The sequence below is a fragment of the Azoarcus sp. CIB genome, from assembly GCF_001190925.1.
Taxonomy (GTDB): Bacteria; Pseudomonadota; Gammaproteobacteria; order Burkholderiales; family Rhodocyclaceae; genus Aromatoleum.
The window spans coordinates 2,598,039-2,616,693 of the sequence record NZ_CP011072.1; the positions used below are offsets into that span (position 1 = coordinate 2,598,039).

Consider the following 18,655-nt stretch of genomic DNA (forward strand, 5'->3'; position numbering starts at 1 on the left):
ACCAGGGCGATCTGCTAGACCCTGATCTCGCACGCGCGCCAGCCTGGTGCTGAGCGCCACCGGCGCCGCGCTCGCAGCCGGTCGCTGGTTTGTCCGCATTGATCTGCGTGCCGGCGTAACGATTGCCGCCGTCGCAGGCGGATTGCTGATGGGCTACGGTGCACGCATCGGCTTCGGCTGCACCATCGGTGCTCTCCTTTCGGGGATCGCCTCCACCAGCCTGCACGGCTGGCTGTGGTTCGCGGCGGTGCTCCCCGGCATCTGGATCGGCACGAGGCGTCGTCGGGGTTTGGGCCTTTGAGGCCACGGCGAAGGTGTAAGGAATCGAGGATCTCCCGCGACCAAGTCAGGAGGGGCAATTGCGCCAGCTACGCCACATGGGTCTATACAAGATGAAAACGAACCGACTTCTCCTGCTCGCTGCGATTGCCCTGACAACACTGATGTTCTTTGCCTTCGATCTCGACCGCTACCTCAGCCTCGAGTTCTTCAAGGCACAGCAGACCGCCATCGAGGTGTGGCGCGATGCGCGCCCCCTCGCCGCTGCGGCGGCTTTCTTTGTCATCTACGTCGCAGTCACCGGCCTGTCCCTGCCCGGCGCGGCGATCATGACGCTCGCCGGCGGCGCAATCTTCGGGCTGTGGGCAGGATTGCTGATCGTCTCCTTCGCCTCGACGCTGGGCGCCACCCTCGCCTTCCTCGCTTCGCGCTTCATCCTGCGCGATACGGTGCAGGCGCGCTTTGGCGAACGGCTGCGCGCGATCAACGCGGGGATCGAGAAGGAAGGCGCCCTATACCTATTCACACTGCGCCTGGTGCCGGTGTTTCCGTTCTTCGTCATCAACCTGGTGATGGGGCTCACGCCGATCCGCACCTGGACGTTCTATTGGGTGAGCCAGGTGGGCATGCTCGCCGGCACCGTCGTATATGTGAACGCCGGCACCCAGCTCGCACAGATCGACTCGCTGTCGGGCATCCTCTCGCCCGCCCTGCTCGCCTCCTTCGCACTCCTCGGCGTATTCCCGCTGATCGCGAAGAAGCTCGTCGAGATGGTGAAGGCGCGGAAAATCTACGCCGGCTGGAAGAAGCCGGCCCACTTCGACCGCAATCTGGTGGTCATCGGTGCCGGCGCGGCCGGGCTGGTGAGCAGCTACATCGCCGCCGCAGTGAAGGCGAAGGTGACCCTGGTCGAAAAACACAAGCTGGGCGGCGACTGCCTGAATACCGGCTGTGTGCCGTCGAAGGCGCTGATCCGCTCGGCGAAGCTGCTGTCGCACATGCGGCGCTCGCAGGAATTCGGCATTCGCTCCGCCCGCGCGGAGTTCGACTTCGCCGACGTGATGGAACGCGTGCATTCGATCATCAAGACCGTCGAGCCGCACGATTCGATCGAGCGCTACACCGGGCTTGGCGTCGAGGTGATCGAGGGCCGGGCGAAGATCGTCTCGCCCTGGGAAGTGGAAATCGCACGTAACGACGGCGGGCACGAGACGCTCACCACGCGCAGCATCATCATCGCGGCCGGCGCCCGCCCCCACGTGCCGCCGATTCCCGGCATCGAGGACGTCGGCTACTACACCTCGGACACGATCTGGACCCTGCGCGCCCTGCCCCGCCGCCTGCTCGTGCTCGGCGGCGGTCCGATCGGTTCCGAACTGACGCAGACCTTTGCCCGCTTCGGTGCGGCGGTGACCCTGATCGTGAAGGGCGAGCGGATCATGCCGCGCGAGGATGCGGAGGTCTCCGAGATGGTGATGGCACGCTTCCGCGCCGAAGGCATCGACCTGCGCACCGGCCACGACACCCGGCGTTTCGTCGTCGAGAATGGCGAGAAGATCCTGATTGCCGGACACAATGGGCAGGACGTCCGCATCCCCTTCGACGTGCTGCTGGTTGCCGTCGGGCGGTCCGCGCAATTGAAGGGCTACGGCCTGGAGGAACTGGGCATTCCGACCGGACGCACGATCGAGGTCAATGAATACCTGCAGACGAGCTTTCCGAACATCTACGCCGCAGGCGATGTCGCCGGTCCGTATCAATTCACCCACACCGCCGCCCATCAGGCCTGGTATGCGTCGGTGAATGCGCTGTTCGCACCGTTCAAGAAATTCCGGGCCGACTATTCGGCGGTGCCGTGGGCGACCTTCGTCGACCCGGAAGTGGCACGCGTGGGTCTCAACGAGCAGGAAGCCCGGGCGCGCAACATCCCCTTCGAACTCACCCGCTTCGACATCGCGGATCTCGACCGCGCCATCGCCGACGGCGAGGCGCATGGCTTCGTCAAGGTGCTCACCGTGCCCGGCAAGGACAAGATCCTCGGCGTCACGATCGTCGGCGAGCACGCCGGCGACCTGATCGCCGAATACGTGATGGCGATGCGCCACGGACTAGGGCTCAACAAGATCCTCGGCACCATCCACATCTACCCGACGCTCGCGGAAGCGAACAAGTACGCGGCCGGCGAATGGAAACGCGCCCATGCGCCGCAAAAACTGCTCGAATGGGTCGGGCGATTCCACGACTGGCGCCGTTCGGCAAGGGGCGCCGCGCGGCCCGTTTGCGATACCGGACGTATCGCCCGAACCGAATCGACGGCCTATAAGGAAACCGGGGCTTGCGGCGACCAATGAGGTAACGCCCTACCGTGAGCAAGGTGGTAAAAGCATGAGAATTTCGATCGTTGTACCCGTGCTGGACGAGGCGCCAAACATTGCTGCGCTGGTTCGACAGCTTGGCCCGCTCGTGCGCGAGCGCGTCGACGTACTGCTCGTCGACGGCGGCAGCACCGATGGCACCCCCGCCCTGGCCGAGCGCGCGGGTTTTCGGGTCATCCGCAGCGAGCGCGGGCGCGCACGCCAGATGAACGCCGGCGCGGCACTCGCCGCAGGCGACGCCCTGCTCTTCCTCCATGCGGACACGCAGCTGCCGCCCGACGCGCTGCGATGCGTCGAGGCCTGCCTGATCGCGGGCCACGAGTGGGGCCGCTTCGACGTCCGCATCGCGGGCCGCCCCGCCATGCTGAAAGTGGTCGCCGCCCTGATGAACTGGCGCTCGCGCCTGACCGGTATCGCCACCGGCGATCAGGCCATGTTCATGACACGCGCTGCCTACGCCGCGGTCGGCGGCTATCCCGATCAGCCGCTGATGGAAGACGTCGAGATGTCCCGCCAGCTGCGCGCGCGATCCCGCCCGGCCTGTATCGGAAGCAAGGTCACGACCTCGGGCCGGCGCTGGGAGACACGCGGCGTATGGCGCACGATCTTCCTGATGTGGCGCCTGCGCTGGGCCTACTGGCGCGGACGTCCCGCGAGCGAACTGGCGCAGGCCTACCGATGAAGCCGGCACGCGTCGTCATCATTGCGAAAGCGCCGATCGCCGGATTCGCGAAGACGCGCCTGACACCCGCGCTGGGCGCCGAGGGCGCGGCACGGCTCGCACGACGAATGTTGGAACACACCGTGCGCACAGCCCTCGAGGCCCGCGTGGGGGCCGTCGAACTGTGCGTCACGCCCTCGCCAGACAACCCTATCTGGAAAACCCTGGATCTGCCCGACGGCCTCGAATGGAGCGAGCAGGGCGACGGCGATCTCGGTGCCCGCATGGCACGAGCCACTGAGCGGACGACCGCCGCCGGCGAAGCAGCGCTATTGATCGGCACCGATTGCCCCGGCCTCACTGCCCTTCACCTGCGCATGGCGGCCGAAGCACTCGTGGACCACGATGCGGCAATCGTTCCGACCGTCGATGGCGGATACGCCCTGCTGGCCCTGAGACGCTTTCATCCCTGCCTGTTCACCCACATGCCCTGGAGCACCGACGCCGTCGCATTCGAAACCCTGTGTCGCATCGGGCGGCTCGGCTGGAACGTGAAGTCGGCACAGCCGCTGCACGACATCGACGAACCCGAAGACCTCGCGTGGTTGCCCGCCGGATGGCACGACGATGCAGGCCCGCCCGCCGAATCCGTCCTACCTACCCCATCGCATATTTCGGGGCCTTCCGCCGCGCATACACCCCCCGTCACCGTCCCGCGCGGCCTTAGGGATGCGACACGCGGATGAGGCGACTCCCGTTCGCCCTTCTCGGCGCCGCCATCCTCGCGCTCGCCCCGACGGCCTGGGGTGCTCCCTCACCCGTTTGGGTGGGTCGCTTCGGTAGCGACTCGGATGCCCTGCCGGAACCGTGGCGCGTGGTCCGCCTCAACAACAGTGTGCCCGCGACCCGGTACCGGCTCGTGTACTGGGACGGCATCAACGCAATCGAAGCCCATGCGGACCGCAGCATGGCCCTGCTCGCGAGGCCCGTCGACGTCGACCTGAGGCGCACCCCGACCCTGTGCTGGCACTGGCGCGTCGAGGGCATCGTGACGTCGGCCGACATGACGACCAAGCGCGGCGACGACTACGCGGCTCGCGTGTACGTCGCCTTCCGTCTGCCCCCCGATGAACTGAGTCTGGCCACCCGGGCGAAGCTCAGCCTCGCCCGCAGCCTTTACGGGTCGGACGTTCCCGACGCCGCGATCAGCTATGTCTGGGACAACCGCCACCCGGTCGGTACGCGTCGCCCCAATGCCTACACCGAGCGCACGCTGATGGTCGTCCAGCGCACCGGCGATCGGCACGTGCGCACCTGGGTCCCCGAGCGGGTAAACGTGTTGAAGGACGCGCGAGAAGCCTTCGGGACGGACCGAGTCGAACTGGAACTGCTCGCCATCGCAGCCGACACCGACAACACCGGGGAACAGGTGCGCTCGGGTTTTGCAGACATCCACTTCGTCGGAGAGAACGAGAATTGCCGCATCGCTTCGGATCCCCGGGAAATGGGCACGCCGCCTGAATAGAAGCTGGAAGCGCAAGAACTGCCGCACGTGAACAGAACGAAGTGCGGCGGCAACCGCAAGGCGCCGCCGCACGAGTGCGGTCAACGACGTTGCGCGGTTTCAGGCTCATCCGCACGAATTCGTGCTTGTAGGGCGACTCGCCCACCTTGGTCACGACGCCGCGTCCGAGCTTGTAGCGGTAGTTGTTGGTCATCGGATCGGGCACCGATGATCTAAATCCGTGATTCGATTCGTTCCTGCCAGGGCCAAGCCAGAGTCCCGAGCGAGCGGGCTTCAGGAGTGCGACGTCAGGGCCATCGACGCCTGCCATGCAATCGACGGTGCGACCGCGCGGTTTCTCTCCCCTGCCTTGTCGTGATTTGCGCGCCGTCGCATCCCTCCATCGGCAGGTTCGCATCGCGATGCTCATACCGGCGCATAGGACAACGGATTGTTCGGTCCGCGGATCTTGCACATTTGAGGATACGAACGTTGTCCGCCGGGTGATGCGGCATATGCCTTAGGCGTATTCAAGGAGACAAACCGCGCAGAACGCGTGGCGACTGGAATTGCACCGTTGCGCCCCCTATCCGGGGAATACGCATCCAGTGCTCAACACAACCGAACAAAGCACTTGCGTGACTTTCTGCAATATGCCTTTGGCTTACCTAAGAATCGTAAGTCCTTGAATATATAAGGTGCCATACCGGGATAGAACCGGTGACAGCTGGAGCCACACTCACCGACGCTTTTCTTTTAAATCAGTACGTTAAGTTAATTTCTGATCTACAAAATCCCGCCAACTACCCCCTTGAAAGCCGCATCAGTGCTAAAGCCTTAGCCGTTTTGTAGAACGGTTTCGATTGATGACAATGCCCTCAATTTTTCCGCCAATCAATGCTAATTTCCCTTGCGCAAGGCCAGACTGTTCATCGCAAATGCGAAGCCTACGGTGCGTCTCCACGTTAGCCGGCGGGATCGACAGCCGTGATGCCCGCTGCGGCGCCGGCTCTTCTCCCACCTGCTCGTTCGACAGGCGCGCGCGCAAACAACCGGACCGAGTGATTGACTGGCCCTGTACCGAATCGCACTCATCACTGCATGACTCAGCCAACTCAGCGACACTCATCCGGGGCACGAGCGGAACGGCGGCAGCCCGTCTCTGCCACTGCTCCCACGCTTGACATTATTCCCCGAACGTCTCGAATCGACTGTCTTTGTCTTCCATTGAGGAATCTCGCCTTCACGCTGTGCCTGTACTCCGGCCAGATGTGCACGATGACGCAGGCGATCGTCGTGCCGGCCGACGGGATAGCCACCGACCAGGGGCACAAGAGCTACGACGAGTTGTGCGCCGATCTGACCGCATCGATCGACAAGTTCCTCGCCGACCAGGCGGTCGCGACCGCCGTGCTGGGTGCGATCCAGTCGCCCGACACCCTCGCCCGCATCGCGGAGGCGCCCGAGCACGGCCCCGTCATGCTCGCATCGAAGAAGATCGCCCACGCCGAGCTCCCCGGCGCCGAAGTGCGTTCGCCGGTGCTGCTCGCGTGCGACGCTGCCGACGAGAAGAGCTACATGGAAGAGCGCTTCGGCCCGATCGCCTTCGTCGCCAACCGCTTCCGCGTCGTGCAGCGCCGCTACCACGTCGAGTGAGCGGCCCCGGCGATCGAATCCCCTCCTGACCTCCCCTTCAAGGGGGAGGAACAAGGGGCCGGCAGCTCACTCTGGGACTCCCGGCGTGCCCCCCGCGCTGCGCGGACGCGCCTTCAGGATCGCGCTGGGCTCCCCGCGCAACACCTTGATCAATTCGGCGCGCGCCCGTTCCCGCTCGAGCCCCTGAGTAACAAGCGCCGCGATCAGTTCGCCGAAGCGCGCCCGGCGCCGCAGTCCCACCTCGCTGGTATCGCGGCGGTCGCGGAAGCAGTCCATCAGGGTCGAGCCGCACACGCAGTTGCGGAACAGCTCGACGATCACCTGTCCGTCGTCGTCCACCGCCTGCTTGAGTCCGCTGCGGCCGCTGCCCACCCGCTGCGTCTGCGCAATGTAGTCATCGGCGTCGCGATAACTGCGGCCGCAAGCAGCGCAGCGCTTGGGGAACGCACTGGCGGCAATCTCCCTCAAGCCGGCATAAAGCCCCGCATCGATACCGAATTCCTGCCCGTCCGGAACCGTGTCCGCCATGACCTGTGCCCTGAAGGCACGCACCCTTCCCGCGCGTGCCTTATCCGTGTCTATTCTCGGATTATATGCGCGCCTCATCGGCGCATACGCGCGCAAACGCATCACGTATCGTGCTGCGCAGCTCCTCATCGTCCCACGGCTTGAGCAAGAACTTGCTGACTGCCCCGCTATTGATCGCGCGTGTTATCGCATCGACGTTTGCGTACCCCGATAGCACCATGCGCACCGTCCTGGGGTGCAGGTCCTTCACGCGCATGAGAAACTCGCTGCCGTTCATGCCCGGCATCCGCTCGTCGGACAGCAAGACGTGCACCCGATGCCTGGCCAGGATCTCGAGCCCCTCCTGGGCCGATCCCGCGGTCAGGATGCGGTAGCCATCGCCGCGCAGCAGGCGTTTGAGCGCGTTCAGGACGTTCGGCTCGTCGTCGACCAGCAGCAGGGTCGGCTCCGGCGCGTCCACGGCGGCCTCCGCGCGGTTCATGCGCACCCCGCCGCGCAGCATGACAGCGATCGCCTCGCCGTCCACCGGCCGGCTGAAGTAGTAACCCTGGATCTCGTCGCACCCGCGTCGCCGCAGATATTCCATCTGGAATTCGTTCTCGACCCCCTCCGCGATCACCTTGAGCCGCAGGCTGTGCGCCAGCTGGATCGTCGCGACGCAGATCGCGGCGTCGCCGGGGTCGGTCGTCACGTCGTTCACAAAGGCGCGGTCGATCTTCAGGTAGTCGAGGGGAAAGCGCTTGAGGCAGGCAAGACTCGAATAGCCGGTGCCGAAATCGTCGAGCGCGAGCGACACGCCAAGCGTCTTCAGTTTCTGCATCGTGGCCACCGCGTCGTCGACGTCGACCATCGCCGTGCTCTCGGTGATCTCGAGTTCGAGCCGCGACGCGTCCAGCTTCTCTGCAGCCAGCGACTCGGCAATCATGCGATCGAGCTGGCCCGAATGGAACTGACGGGCCGAGAGGTTGATCGCCACCGGCGGGACCGCGAGCCCGCCGTCGAGCCAGCCCCGGATCTGGCGGCATGCGGCCCGGAGCACCCATTCGCCGATGGGGACAATCAGGCCGGTCTCCTCGGCGAGCGGAATGAACTCCATCGGCGGCACCAGTCCGAGTTCCGGATGCTGCCAGCGCAGCAGCGCCTCCATGCCGACGATGCCGCCGTCGTGCAGGCTCACGCGCGGCTGGTAGTGCAGCACGAACTCGCCGCGCTCGAGCGCACCGCGCAGCGCGTGCTCGAGCGCCTGCCGCTGCAGGACCGCCGCATTCATGGCCGGCGTATCGAAGCAGTACTGGTTGCCGCCCGTGCTACGTGCCTCGAGCCGCGCGATGTTGGCATGCTGTAGCAAGACGTCCGGACTGTCGCCGTCGCCCGGATAGATGCACACGCCCACGCTTGCCGTCACGGCGATCTCATGACCCTCGACGGCGATGGGCGTGGCAATGTCGTCGAGAATCCGACGCACGATCAGCGCCGCGGCGTCGACGCTGGCCAGATCGCCCAGCACCACGACAAAGTCGTCCATGCCGACGCGCGCGACGGTGTCTCCCTCGCGGACCAATGCCGTGAGGCGGGCGGCGACGTGCTTCAGGATGCCGTCGCCCACCGCGTGCCCGAACGAACCGACGATGCCGCCGAAGCGGTCGATATCAATTGAAAGCACGCCCACTGCACGCTGATGGCGACTGGCATTCACCAGCGCCTGGGCGAGACGGTCGTCGAGCAGGTTGCGGTTTGCGACCCCCGTGACGGTGTCGAAATTGGCATGTCGCTCCAGCTCCGCCTGGTAGCGGAGCCGGTCCGTCACGTCATACTGGATGCCGACGAAATGGGTGCAGCGCCCGGTGTCGTCGCACACGGGCGCAATGTGGAGATCCGCCCAATAGATCCGCCCGTCCTTGCAGTGGTTTCGGAAGATCGCGTGCCCCTGGCGCCGTTCGCGAACCGCCACCCGGATCTCGGCGAGGCCGGGCTGGTCGTGATCATTTCCGTGCAGGAAGCGCGGATTGCGCCCCACGGCTTCATCCGCGTGGTAACCGGTGATGCGTTCGAACGCGGGGTTCACATACACAATGGGGAGGTCGGACAACTGGCAGTCGACGATCGTGACCGAGTTCACGCTCGCCTCGATCGCCCTTTCGCGCAGCCGCAGGGCCTCGAGCACGCCGAGACGGTCGGTGACGTCCCGCGAGATGCCGACCACGCCAACCACCTCGTCGCGCTCGTCGCGGATCGGCGCGCGCGTCGTCGAAAACCAGCGCCATTCCCCCGTACCGGGCAGGCGGACGCGGACGCACTGCTCGGATGACGGTTCGCCGCTGCACAGCACGCGCTCGTGCTCGGCCGGATCCCACAGCCCGCCCGGCTCCGCGTCGGGGAGCAGCTCCGCGACGGTGCGGCCGGTGAGCGCCTCCGGCGCATCGCAGCCGAGCAGCTGCGCATACCGCCGGTTGGCGCGGATAACGCGCTGCCTGCCATCCTGATAGGAGACCAGATCGGTGGTGTTGTCCATGAACTCGCGCAGCAGGCGCTGCTCGGCGAGCAGCTCGCGCTGCAGGCGGTAATGCGCATGCGCCGACTGCACCATCAGGCGCAACTGGTCCTGGTTCCACGGCTTGGTGATGTAGCCGAAGATGCGCCCCTGGTTCACCGCCCGCACCACCGCATCCAGATCGGCATAGCCGGTGACCATGATGGCCGCCGCGCGCGACAACTCCCTCGCGCGCGCGAGCAGTTCATCACCGCACATTCCCGGCATGCGCTGGTCCGACAGCAGCACCGACAGGTCCGGCAAGGTGGGAATGAGGGCGATTGCCGCTTCGGCGGACGGCGCGGTGTGCACGGTGCATTCGTCCTCGAGCATATCGACCATCGCCGCCAGGATCTGCGGCTCGTCGTCCACGGCCAGCACCACGGGCCGCTCGCTGACGTGCGCGAAGGACGCCTCCGGCGTCGTCGTTCGCCGGCCTCCGGGGGGTGTCGTATCGGTCATGTTTGCGCTCCCGTGTTCGTCGCCGCGGTGGGCACCGTCTGCCGCAGCGGCAGACGGACGACCATGCGCGTCCCGACGCCTTCCTCGCTGAACGCCTCGAGCGTTCCGCCGTGCTGGCGCACGATGCCGAAGGAAATCGACAGCCCCAGCCCGGTTCCTTCGCCGACTGCCTTGGTCGTGAAGAAGGGCTCGAAGATCCGTTCGCGAACCGCGTCCGGCATGCCCTTGCCATTGTCGGCGATCTCGATGTGCATCGTCGCTTCGTCCTGCATGGTGGTGAGGGTGATTTCCCCGTCGCGCGCGGCGGCGTCGATCGCATCGACCGCATTGGCGAGCAGGTTCATCACGACCTGGTTGAACGGTCCCGGATAGCAGTCCAGGCTGCACTGCGCCCCGAAACGCCGCGTCACGCGGATGCGGTCCCGCAGCCGGTGCTGCAGCAGCGTCAGCACCGACTCGATCGCCTCCTCGACGTCGATCGTGCGGATCTCGCCCGCGTCCAGCCGCGAGAAGGTGCGCAGCTTGACCACCAGGTCGCGGATGCGCTCGAGCCCCCCCGCCATGTCGGCGAGACGCTCGCCCGCCTTGTCCAGCAGGCGCGCGCGCTCGGGCGTCAGATGCGGCCGCGCCTCCTCCTCGACCTGGACGAGTGCCCGCGACACCGTCGCGTGGTGATTCAGCACGAAGGCCAGCGGGTTGTTGATCTCGTGCGCCACCCCGGCCACCAGTTCGCCGAGCGACGCCATCTTCGCCGCTTGCACGAGGCGCGACTGCGTCTCGCGCAGTTCGGCATAGGCCGCTTCGAGGGTGCGGTTCGAGTCCTCCAGCTCGCGGTTCGCTGTGAGCAGCCGGTCCTGCATGTTGCGCAGCAGGCGGTTCTGGTACACCGCGCTTTCGTACGTCGACACGAGCAGGCCGACCAGCTGGCGCGCATCGCGCGGCGTCACCGGGTGCACGTCGTCGCCGATGCGCAGCTGCATCGGGCCGTGTCCGCCGTCGCCGGGCGCGGCCTGCGGCGCTTCGATCTGTGACCGCAGGCTCGCGAGCAGCAGGGCTTCGTCGAAGGGCTTGGTGACATAGCAGTCGGCGCCCGCGTTCAGGCCGCGGATGACATCGCCGGTGTCGGCCAGCGAAGTCAGCAGGATCACCGGGACATCGGCGAGGCCCGCCTCGCCGTGCAGGCGCCGGCACAGCTCGTACCCGTCCATCACCGGCATGTTGACGTCGCTCACGACGGCCGCGGGGCGGCGCAGGCGAGCCAGCGCCAGCGCCGCCGCACCGTCACCGGCCAGCAGCACCTCGTAGCCGGCACCTGCGACGATGCGTCGCAGCATTTCCGCCTGCACCGGGCTGTCCTCGACGATCAGCACCGGGCCGGGCGCTACGGGAGCGTTGCGTATCATCGTGCGGGCCCTCCTCCGCTTGCCCCCGGCTGCGACGGCGATTCGCCGCTCGCCAGCCTCACCAGTGCCGGGGCGATCTGCCCGAGCGGCAGCACCAGCCTGGCCGCACCGTTCGCGATCGCCGCGCCGGGCATGCCGAAGACCACGCTCGTCTCCTCGTCCTGGGCGATCGTCGCGCCGCCCGCGGCAGCGATCTCCGCGAGCCCGGCCGCACCGTCGCGCCCCATGCCCGTCAGCACCACACCGACGGCGTCGCGTCCATGCATGCGCGCGAGCGACGCGAGCGCGAGGTCCGCCGACGGGCGATGCAGCTGGCCGCGCAGTTCCGGCGAGCAGCGCAGGCGTCCGTGCGCGTCGAGCTCCAGGTGCATGCCGTCGGGCGCAAAATACACTGTCCCCGGCAAGGGCAGGTGGCCATCCTGCGCGATGCACACTGAAATCGGCGCCGAGCGCGCCAGCCACTGGACCAGCCCTTCCATGAAACCCTCGGCGATGTGCTGAATGCACAGCACGGGCAGCGGGAAATCGCGCGGCAGGTCGCGCAGGACGGTTTCGATCGCCTGCGGCCCACCGGTCGAGGCGGCAATTCCGACGATGCGCGGCCGCAGGCCGAAGCGCCCCCCCGCAAGCTGCGGCAGCGCGGCGGGGACGACCGCGGCATGGCGGCGACGGCGGCGCAGGGCGACGACACCCGCCGCCACCTTGATTTTGCTCACCAGCTCGCCGGCCAGACCGGCGGACACTTCGCAAAGACCGCCGCGCGGCTTTGCGACGATGTCCACCGCGCCGGCATCGAGCATCTCGAAGATCGTATCCGCATGCTCGCGCTGAACCGCGATGCTGAGCACGAGGATGGGCACGGGATGGAGTGCCATCACCTCGCGGGTGAACTCGAGCCCGCCCATCCCCGGCATGTGCAGGTCGGTACACACGACGTCGGGCAGGAGCCGCGGAATCAACGCCAGTGCCTCGGCGCCGTCGCGAGCGGTGCCGCATACGCTGATCGCCGGCTCGTGTTCGAGCATGCGCCGGACGATCTCGAGCGCGAGCGGCGAATCGTCGACCAGGAGCACGCGGATCGGCTGCCGCGGCGACGCGCCTTTCATGGCCGGGACCTCCGTGCGGGGCTCAGATCAGACGCTCGAGGCATTCGATGAGCTCCCTCTGGTCGAAACCGGGTTTCGTGATGTAAGCGTTCGCGCCGGCCTCCAGCCCCCGCATGCGATCTTCATCCGACGCCAGCGAGGTGACAAGGATGACGGGCAGGTGGGCGTGGCGGACTTCGCAGCGGATGCGCCGGGCAAGTTCGAGGCCGTCGACGTTGGGCATGTTGACGTCGGTGACCACCGCATCGAATTCGCCGCGCGCGAGCTTGCGCAGCGCATCGAGGCCATCGACCGCGGTGACGACCTCGTAGCCCGCTGCTTCCAGGATGCGGCTTTCCTGCGTGCGCGTGGTGATGCTGTCCTCGGCCAGCAGCACCCGGTTCCGCCGTTGCGTGACCGGAGCGGGCGCAGCCGTGCCCGCGGACCGTCGCCGGATCGCGGCGAACAGATCCGGCGGATCGAGCACGAAGCAGATTTCCCCGCTGTCGAGGATCGTTGCGCCGGCAACGTTGCGTACCCGCTCGAGCAGGCTCCCGGGTGCCTTGAGCACGACTTCCTGCTCGTCGACCAGCGCCTCGACCGATACCGCGAAACACCCCGCCGCCACCTCCAGGATCACGGCCATGCGGCCGCTCGCGCCTTCGTCCGCCGCGGCCGGCGCCGCGGGCCGTTCCAGCAGATCGGCGAGCGCCACCAGCGGCACCGGCCGGTCGTCGAACAGGATGGCGTCGCGCCCGTCGAGCAGCAGGATGTCGTCAGCCGCGAGCCGGCGCGACCCCCGCACATGCTCGACCGGCAGGCCGTAAGGGCAGCGGTCGGCCTCGACGATCAGGATGCGTGCCGTGACCAGCGTCACCGGCAGGCGCAGCGTGAGCGCCAGGCCGCGCCCCGGCACTGAATCGAGCGCGAGCGAGCCCTTCATGCGTTCGACCGCCTCGCGCACGACATCCAGCCCGATGCCGCGCCCCGAGACGTCGGTCACCTGCCGCGTCGTCGTCAGGCCCGCACGCAGCACCAGCGCACGCTGCTGCACCGGCGTCAATGCGGCGAGGGTCGCAGCGCTTTCCAGCCCGCACTCCAGGGCCGCCTGCAGGATCGCCGCCTCGTCGAGGCCGCGTCCATCGTCGTCCACAACGATCTCGATGGCGCTTTCGGTCCGCCGTGCCCGCAGGCCGATGCGGCCGACGGCCGCCTTTCCCGCGCGCGCGCGCTCGTCCGCCGGCTCGATGCCGTGGTCGACCGCATTGCGCAGCAGGTGCATCAGCGGATCGCGGATTTGCTCGAGGATGCGGCGGTCGGCGGAGACGTCCTCCCCTTCGATCACCAGCTCGACCGGCTTGCCCTGGGTACGCGCGAGCTCCTGCACCATGCGCGGAAACTGGCGGAAGATGTTCGCCAGCGGCAGCAGGCGGATTGCGCGGATGCCTTCGCCGAGCTCGCCGCTGACGCGCTGCAGCTGCGCATAATCGTCGTCCATTGCGGCGCGCAGGCGCGCCAGCATCGCCTCGACCGGCGCCAGCCGCTCGAGCAGCGCGCGCGCGCCCGGCGCGGCGGAACCCGACCCGTTCGCGACCGCCCGCCGCAACTCCTCGCACCGCTCGACGATCGCGTCGACGTCCGCGAGCCTGCGGACCATGCGCGCGCACCCGGTCGCCAGCTCGCCAGATGCGTTCAGCAGGGCATCGAGTCGGCGAGCGTCGACACGCACTGCGTCGAGCGCGGGCGATCGGGCGGGCGGGCGGGGCGACACCGGTGCCGCCCCCCCCGGCGCGGTGCCCAGGCCCGTACCCGCCGAGGCGACCAGCGCATCGCCCACCGCCACGCGGATGTCGCCCAGCTGCCGCAGCATTTCCTGGACGTGTTCGGGGCCGCGCGCCTCGACATCACGGCGCGCGGCGTTGAGCATGTCCTCGAGACTGTGCGCGAGCAGTTCGACCGCGTGCAGACCGAGCATGTGCGCCGCGCCCTTCAGGCTGTGGGCATCGCGGAACAGCGCCTCGACGGCCGCGTCCTCGCCGGCGTCGCGCTCCAGCCGCAGCAGCCCGTCGTCGAGCCGCTGCAGGTAGTCGCTGCTCTCCTGCCTGAACAGATCCTGCAGGCGTTCGTCTGCAATCATGCCGCAGCGCTCCGCGTCGTCGCCACCGTCACACCATCGCCTTCAGCCCGTGCGCGACCTGCTTCAGGTTCTCGATACCCGCCTTCGTCTGCTCGGTACCCGCCGCCATCTGGCGCGACCCCGCGGCGAGGCTCAGCATCGCGTCGGTCACCTGACTCAGGGCCGCAGCCTGCTGCTTGCTGTTGAGCATCACCTGCTGCGCATTTTCCGAAACGTTGTTGGCCGCACCGGCGATCGCATCGAAGGCCTCGGCAACGCGGGCGGCCGTCGCCATCACCTCGTCGGCGCTGCGCGAACCGTCTTCGGTGACCATCACCGCGCTGTTGGTCGCGTTCTGGATCTCGGTGACCAGTGCGTCGGCGCGCTCGGCGGATTTCTTGCTCTGCACCGCGAGCTTGCGGATCTCGCTGGCGACCACGGCAAAACCCTTGCCCTGCTCGCCGGCGCGCGCCGCTTCCACGGCCGCGTTGAGCGCCAGCATGTTCGTCTCGCTCGCAAGTTCGCCGACCAGCTTGGCGATGCCGCCGATCTGTCCCGCCTGTTCCGACAAGCTGAGAATGCGATGAGCCAGCGAGTCGATCTTCTCCTTCATGCCCGCCGTGCTCTGCGCAGCCTCGCCCGCCGCACGGGTGCCGTGGCGGGCGAGTTCGAGCGCCTGCAGCGCGGCCGCCGCAGACGATTCGGCCTGGCTCGCCGACTGGCGCGCCGACATCCCCAGCTCCTCCACCGTCGCCGACACCTCGCTGACCGCCGCGACCTGTTGCGTGACCGTGCGTTCATGCTCGTCCACCGTCGCCGCCATCTCGGTCGACGCGGTGCTCACGTGCGCCACCGATTCGCTGATCGTGCGCGTGCTGCGCCCCGCCAGCGCGCGGCCGATGCCGATCGCCAGCAGGATCGCGGCCACCGTCGCGCCCAGCGTCACCGAGACCAGGCTGGTCGAGGCACTCGCCCGCTCGGCGTCCCGCTGCGCCAGTATTTCGAGTTCGTGCGCCTCGATCTGGTCGATCAGGGCATCGACGCGGACGCTGAGGTCGGTGAGATTCGACTGGCGGAAGAACTGCACCGCCTTCGCAGAGCTGCCGGCGTCGACCAGTTCGCGGTACCGGCTGCCGGTGCTCGTCATCTCGTCGACGGTCTTCAGCAGCCGGGCCAGGACCTCGCGCTGCTCGCCGTTCGTCAGGAACTTCGCCAGCGAATCGAGGCTTTCCGTCGCGCGTGCCATGTTCTGCGTCGCGGCCTCTAGCGCATTGCGGTCATGGGCGATCAGATAGCCGCGCATGTCGCGCTGGTACTGCGCCAGCCCCACGTGGGCCTCCTTCGCGAGCGCGACGGCACGGCCCGCCGCGACGGCGTCCGCAGACAGTGCCTGCAGACGCTGCGTCTGCAAATACACGGCAAACGCGACACCGACCATCAGGAGCAGCGGCACCACATAGCCCGCCAGGATGCGTTGCCGCAGATTCAGTGTTCCGATCATGGTTTTCCCCTTGCGTCTGGAGCCGCGTTGCGGGGCTCCGGTCTGTCCCGGTCAGGCTCGGCGGCGACGTGCAGCACGCGCGACGCAAGCATGGCCTCGATGTCGATGATGCTGAAAATCCGTCCGTCGGCCCGCATGGGGCCGCGGCAAAACGGCAGGTCGTTGTCGCCGGGCGCGGGCACGGCGGAACCGCTCGCACCGGTCGCGACGACGTCATGCACCTCGCTGACCGCCAGCCCGACCGTCAGATCGCCAGCCTGCACGACGACGACCTCGGCGAGCGGCAGCCTCGCCGGCAGACCGAGTACCGGCCGCAGGTCCACCACGGTCAGGATGTCGCAGCGCAGGTTCATGCTGCCGAGGATGTGCGCCGGACAACACGGCACCGGCCGGACGCCGCTCAGGTGCACGAACTCGCGCACCACCCGCGCCGGAATGCCGAAGAACCCGCCATCGAGGCCGACCAGCGCGAACGACGCACTGCCCGCCGCGACGGGCGCCTCCTGCGGACGGGCCATCCTGCCGGCACGCGCGCGGAAGGTCTCGGCCACGCCATCCGGGCACGCCGTGCCGCCCGCTGCGGCGCCGGCGGGCGGCGAAACCGGCGGCGCCGCGCCGGCTGCGGCATCGGCGAGCAGCGCGCGGGCGTCGAGCACCATCGCGAGGTCCACACCGCTCATCGCGACACCGGACACCAGCGACGCCGCGTTGCCCAACAGGCGGTGATGATCGCGCACGTCCTCGATGTCGCCGGACGCGATCGTCGCCGCGTCCAGCACCTCGCCGGCGAGAATGCCGAAGCGTTCGCCATCGACGGTCAGCACGATCACCGCATCGCCGACTCCCAGGTCCGACCGCTCCCGGCCGAAACACGGCGCCAGGTCGATCACGGAAATCACGTGCCCGCGCAGGTTGAACGCACCGATCACGCACGGCAACGCCTCGGCCACCGGCGACAGCTCGGGCAGCCAGACGACCTCCTGCACCAGCGCGGCATCCAGCGCATAGCGCACGCCGCGGTGCAGGAACAGGAGGTGCAGATCAGCCATGCGAGCCCCCCTCCGCTGCGCCGCGGGCCGTAGCATCCCCCGCCCTGAGGCTCTGCAACAGCGTGCCCGCCGTGATATGCGGCGGCACGGGCAGCAGCGTCTCCGACGGCATCTTTTCCAACTCGCGCAGCGCCTGCGCACGCATCTGCCGGGCGCGCCGTGCATCGCCCGTGCGTACGCACAGATCGGCCAGCTCCAGGTGTGCAACGACGAAACCGGGATCGAGATAAAGCACCTTGCGCAACAGCGTCCGCGCCTCGTCGATCGCGCCGCGTTCCTCGGCCAACTGTGCGAGCAGGAAATACGGGCGCGGATCGAGGGGCGCAACGGCAATCACCCGCTCGCATGCCGCCCGCGCCGCCTGTGCCGCACCGCGGTCGGCGTCGCGCCAGGCCCGGGCGAGCACCTCGTCCGGCCCGGCCTCCGGCCCAGCATCGGGCCTGGGCGCGGAGCCGCGCTGCCGCGGGGGCTGGCCGCCCGCGGAGGTTGCCGCCGGTGCCGTCCGTGGCAGGACGGAGGGCGCGGAGGCCGGAACGGCCGGCGCCGGACGCACGGCAGACGCAGTTGCCGGCCTGCGGTACAGCGCCGCGTCGGGCCAGGCCAGGGCCTCCAGTCCGGGCGGGGTGCAGCCCAGCAACTCGCCGTGCCCCGGAACGAAGTAACCGCCGTCCGACAAGGCGGCCACCAGTTTTCCGGCAATGTGCGTCACGGCCGGCGGCGTCAGATAGATGAACACGTTGCGGCACAGGATCAGGTCGAACCCGCCGGCGTCGGCGCCCCCTCCACCGGTTTCGTCCTGTAGCAGGTCACGCCGCTCGAAGTCGACCATCGCCCGCAAACGCTCGTCGATCTGCCATTCGCGGCCGCATTTGCGGAAATAGCGCGCCGTGCGCGCCTCATCCAGCACGCGGAAGGACCATTGGCCGTAGGTGCCGTCGCCGGCACGGGCGATCGCATCGCCATTGATGTCGGTTCCGAGGATCCGCACATCCCAGCCGGCGAGCGCCGGCGACATCTCGTCGATCAGCATCGCCAGGGTATAGGCCTCCTCCCCGCTCGCGCAGCCCGCACTCCAGAGCCGCAGCGATCGCTGCACCGAACGGCGCTCGACGAGTTCGGGCAGGATGCGGGCCGCAAGCAGCCCGAACAGGCCCTGGTCGCGGAAAAAGTAGGTTTCGCCGGTGGAGAAGTGCTCCATCAGCAGTTCGCGCTCGTGCCGGCCCGGCGCGCCGCCCGCGGCGATCAGATCCGCATAGTCGTTGGCGGACGGCAGCCCCAGCTCGCGCAGCCGCGGCCGCAGCCAGCCGCACAGCTTCGCCTCGTCGCCCGCGCGCCGACGCAGGCCGATCGCATCGAGGATGCGCTGGCACGGATCGCCTGCCGCGCCCCCGGATGACTCCGCCCCCTGGCCCGCCACGGACTCCCCGATGTTTAAAACATCATGCCCGCTCATACCGATGAACTTCCCGCAGCTCAGGACAAATGCATTGTAACAGCAGGTTACAA

13 protein-coding genes and 1 pseudogene are annotated in these 18,655 nt (G+C 68.0%); 6 read left to right on the forward strand and 8 right to left on the reverse strand.

The genetic code is table 11. The features are described from left to right. The first annotated feature begins 46 nt into the window (after positions 1-46). The 6 genes and pseudogenes from AzCIB_RS11490 to AzCIB_RS11515 form a co-directional block, all read left to right on the forward strand. Positions 47-301 (forward strand): YeeE/YedE thiosulfate transporter family protein, encoded by a 255-nt coding sequence (locus AzCIB_RS11490; RefSeq protein WP_050416026.1) that lies wholly within the window; start codon positions 47-49, stop codon positions 299-301. Between the two features lie 91 nt (positions 302-392). Further along, positions 393-2,630: a dihydrolipoyl dehydrogenase family protein gene (locus AzCIB_RS11495; protein WP_083447146.1), complete on the forward strand. Its 2,238-nt coding sequence runs from the start codon at positions 393-395 to the stop codon at positions 2,628-2,630. 34 nt (positions 2,631-2,664) lie between these two features. Continuing rightward, the gene (locus AzCIB_RS11500; protein ID WP_050416027.1) at positions 2,665-3,336 is read left to right on the forward strand and encodes a TIGR04283 family arsenosugar biosynthesis glycosyltransferase; all 672 of its coding nucleotides are present in this window, start codon (positions 2,665-2,667) and stop codon (positions 3,334-3,336) included. Next, complete coding sequence (locus AzCIB_RS11505) at positions 3,333-4,061, forward strand: TIGR04282 family arsenosugar biosynthesis glycosyltransferase (RefSeq protein ID WP_083446978.1); 729 nt, start codon at positions 3,333-3,335, stop codon at positions 4,059-4,061. The genes AzCIB_RS11500 and AzCIB_RS11505 overlap by 4 nt, the downstream gene beginning before the upstream one ends. Further along, a complete protein-coding gene (locus AzCIB_RS11510) occupies positions 4,058-4,840 on the forward strand; it encodes a DUF3047 domain-containing protein (protein WP_050416028.1) in 783 nt (260 codons plus the stop codon). Before AzCIB_RS11505 ends, AzCIB_RS11510 begins: the two co-directional genes overlap by 4 nt. Before the next feature lie 1,206 nt (positions 4,841-6,046). Beyond that, a pseudogene (locus AzCIB_RS11515) lies at positions 6,047-6,430 on the forward strand (phenylacetic acid degradation protein PaaN); the annotation flags it as partial. 111 nt (positions 6,431-6,541) lie between these two features. Here the strand turns inward: AzCIB_RS11515 and AzCIB_RS11520 are convergent. From AzCIB_RS11520 to AzCIB_RS11555, 8 genes are all read right to left on the reverse strand, one after another. Beyond that, complete coding sequence (locus tag AzCIB_RS11520; protein WP_050416030.1) at positions 6,542-7,003, reverse strand: hypothetical protein; 462 nt, start codon at positions 7,001-7,003, stop codon at positions 6,542-6,544. A gap of 61 nt (positions 7,004-7,064) precedes the next feature. Then, a complete protein-coding gene (locus AzCIB_RS11525; RefSeq protein ID WP_050416031.1) occupies positions 7,065-9,995 on the reverse strand; it encodes an EAL domain-containing protein in 2,931 nt (976 codons plus the stop codon). After that, positions 9,992-11,398 (reverse strand): hybrid sensor histidine kinase/response regulator, encoded by a 1,407-nt coding sequence (locus AzCIB_RS11530; RefSeq protein WP_050416032.1) that lies wholly within the window; start codon positions 11,396-11,398, stop codon positions 9,992-9,994. Before AzCIB_RS11530 ends, AzCIB_RS11525 begins: the two co-directional genes overlap by 4 nt. Then, a complete protein-coding gene (gene cheB / locus AzCIB_RS11535; protein ID WP_050416033.1) occupies positions 11,395-12,504 on the reverse strand; it encodes a chemotaxis-specific protein-glutamate methyltransferase CheB in 1,110 nt (369 codons plus the stop codon). Before cheB ends, AzCIB_RS11530 begins: the two co-directional genes overlap by 4 nt. A 22-nt stretch (positions 12,505-12,526) precedes the next feature. Beyond that, positions 12,527-14,620 (reverse strand): hybrid sensor histidine kinase/response regulator, encoded by a 2,094-nt coding sequence (locus AzCIB_RS11540; RefSeq protein ID WP_050416034.1) that lies wholly within the window; start codon positions 14,618-14,620, stop codon positions 12,527-12,529. Positions 14,621-14,648: 28 nt separating this feature from the next. Beyond that, entirely contained in the window at positions 14,649-16,100 is a 1,452-nt protein-coding gene (locus AzCIB_RS11545) for a methyl-accepting chemotaxis protein (RefSeq protein WP_050416035.1), read from the reverse strand. Continuing rightward, a complete protein-coding gene (locus AzCIB_RS11550) occupies positions 16,097-17,149 on the reverse strand; it encodes a chemotaxis protein CheW (RefSeq protein ID WP_050416036.1) in 1,053 nt (350 codons plus the stop codon). The genes AzCIB_RS11545 and AzCIB_RS11550 overlap by 4 nt, the downstream gene beginning before the upstream one ends. Continuing rightward, positions 17,142-18,602 (reverse strand): CheR family methyltransferase, encoded by a 1,461-nt coding sequence (locus tag AzCIB_RS11555; RefSeq protein ID WP_083446980.1) that lies wholly within the window; start codon positions 18,600-18,602, stop codon positions 17,142-17,144. The genes AzCIB_RS11550 and AzCIB_RS11555 overlap by 8 nt, the downstream gene beginning before the upstream one ends. Positions 18,603-18,655 lie beyond the last annotated feature (53 nt).